Origin of the sequence: Planktothrix paucivesiculata PCC 9631 (genome assembly GCF_900009265.2) — a bacterium.
Classification (GTDB): Bacteria; Cyanobacteriota; Cyanobacteriia; order Cyanobacteriales; family Microcoleaceae; genus Planktothrix; species Planktothrix paucivesiculata.
In genome coordinates this window covers 1-1,210 of the sequence record NZ_LR735144.1, presented here as the reverse complement: position 1 = coordinate 1,210, position 1,210 = coordinate 1, and the positions used below count along the sequence as shown (strand labels likewise).

Below are 1,210 nucleotides of genomic sequence, written 5' to 3'. Positions count from 1 at the left end.
CGAGGTAACGTTAAAACTTTTTCCAAATATTCCAGATACAGCAGTTGTCGAGGCGTAAATTCTACACGCTGTTGCAACACATCCAGCAACGCGATTTCCAGTTCATCTAAGTCCAAACTTCGGAGTCGTAATACCTTTGAAGCAACTTGTAAAAATTCCTCTGTTGGCTCATCAATTTCTACTAAATCTCGACTGTAAAATTGCAGCATTTCACTCCCCAAGTTCAGCACAATTAACCCAGAAGTTCCTGTGCCTTCCACCCTTCCCCAATACCCATTCCAGCGATTGTCCGAGGGAGCAAAGGTTAGGTTCGGGTCAATGTTGACAACGGCAAAGTCCCCCGATACAAATAAGCGGGGGTCATCAAGACTGGCTTCTTCGGCCAGCAGTAGAGCAGCTTCTTTGGGAGTCCGAGCTTGACCTGTAGCAATTAAATCTAAGATTTGTTTTTGTTGTTTTCGAGGCAGTTTCAGTAAGGAATAAGCCGCTTGAATACTAACGGTGTTGAGAATTGAACGCCAAGCATCAGCCCATTCTTCGTTTCCGGCTTTGATTTCCCAATCAATCTGAGCCACGACTTTAGCCGCTTTAGTATAAGTGACACCCGAACCCAAACCCACCTTAGCAGCAACTAAATCACGGGTGGTTCCCTTCCTACCTTCTGAAAATATATCCATAAGGTTGTCGGGTTCATCAATTTTAAGTCCGGCTTCTTGCCGTTGTTTGGCGCGCGCCGATTCAATTTCTTTCCAAGAGTTGGCTTCTCGAACTTTTTGTTCCCGGGTTTTGGGTCGGGCGAGATTTTCACTCAGGAGGGCTTCGAGTTCACAGAGTCGGTTGGGAAAGGCTCGAATTTCAACGGGAATGGCGCTCCACTTTAATTGTAGGGCAGCTTGCCAGCGTCGATGACCACTAACAATAATCTGTTTTGGGGTGATGAGAATGGGGTTAATCCAATTGGACAATTGAATTTGTTCGACCAATTCCTCGATGTTCATCCGACCATAGATTTTCAGGTAGCGGGGATGGGGTTTGAGGAGTTTGGGGTCTACGGTTGTTAGAGTGGAGTGGGCATCGGGTAGAGAGGACAAGTGGGATAGTTTGTTGACAGTTTAATTATTTGGGATTAAGTATACTCGCCATTTTAAGCGATCGCTTCACTGAACGAAATGAATCAAACCGAACATAGTGGAAAATTTTCCACTATGTT

The 1,210-nt window shown here is 45.3% G+C and carries 1 protein-coding gene; it reads right to left on the bottom strand.

The window, feature by feature from the left end:
- Nucleotides 1-1,091: ParB N-terminal domain-containing protein (locus tag PL9631_RS25860; protein ID WP_197046545.1), on the bottom strand; the 1,091-nt coding region annotated here is incomplete at its 3' end.
- Between the last annotated feature and the right edge of the window lie 119 nt (nt 1,092-1,210).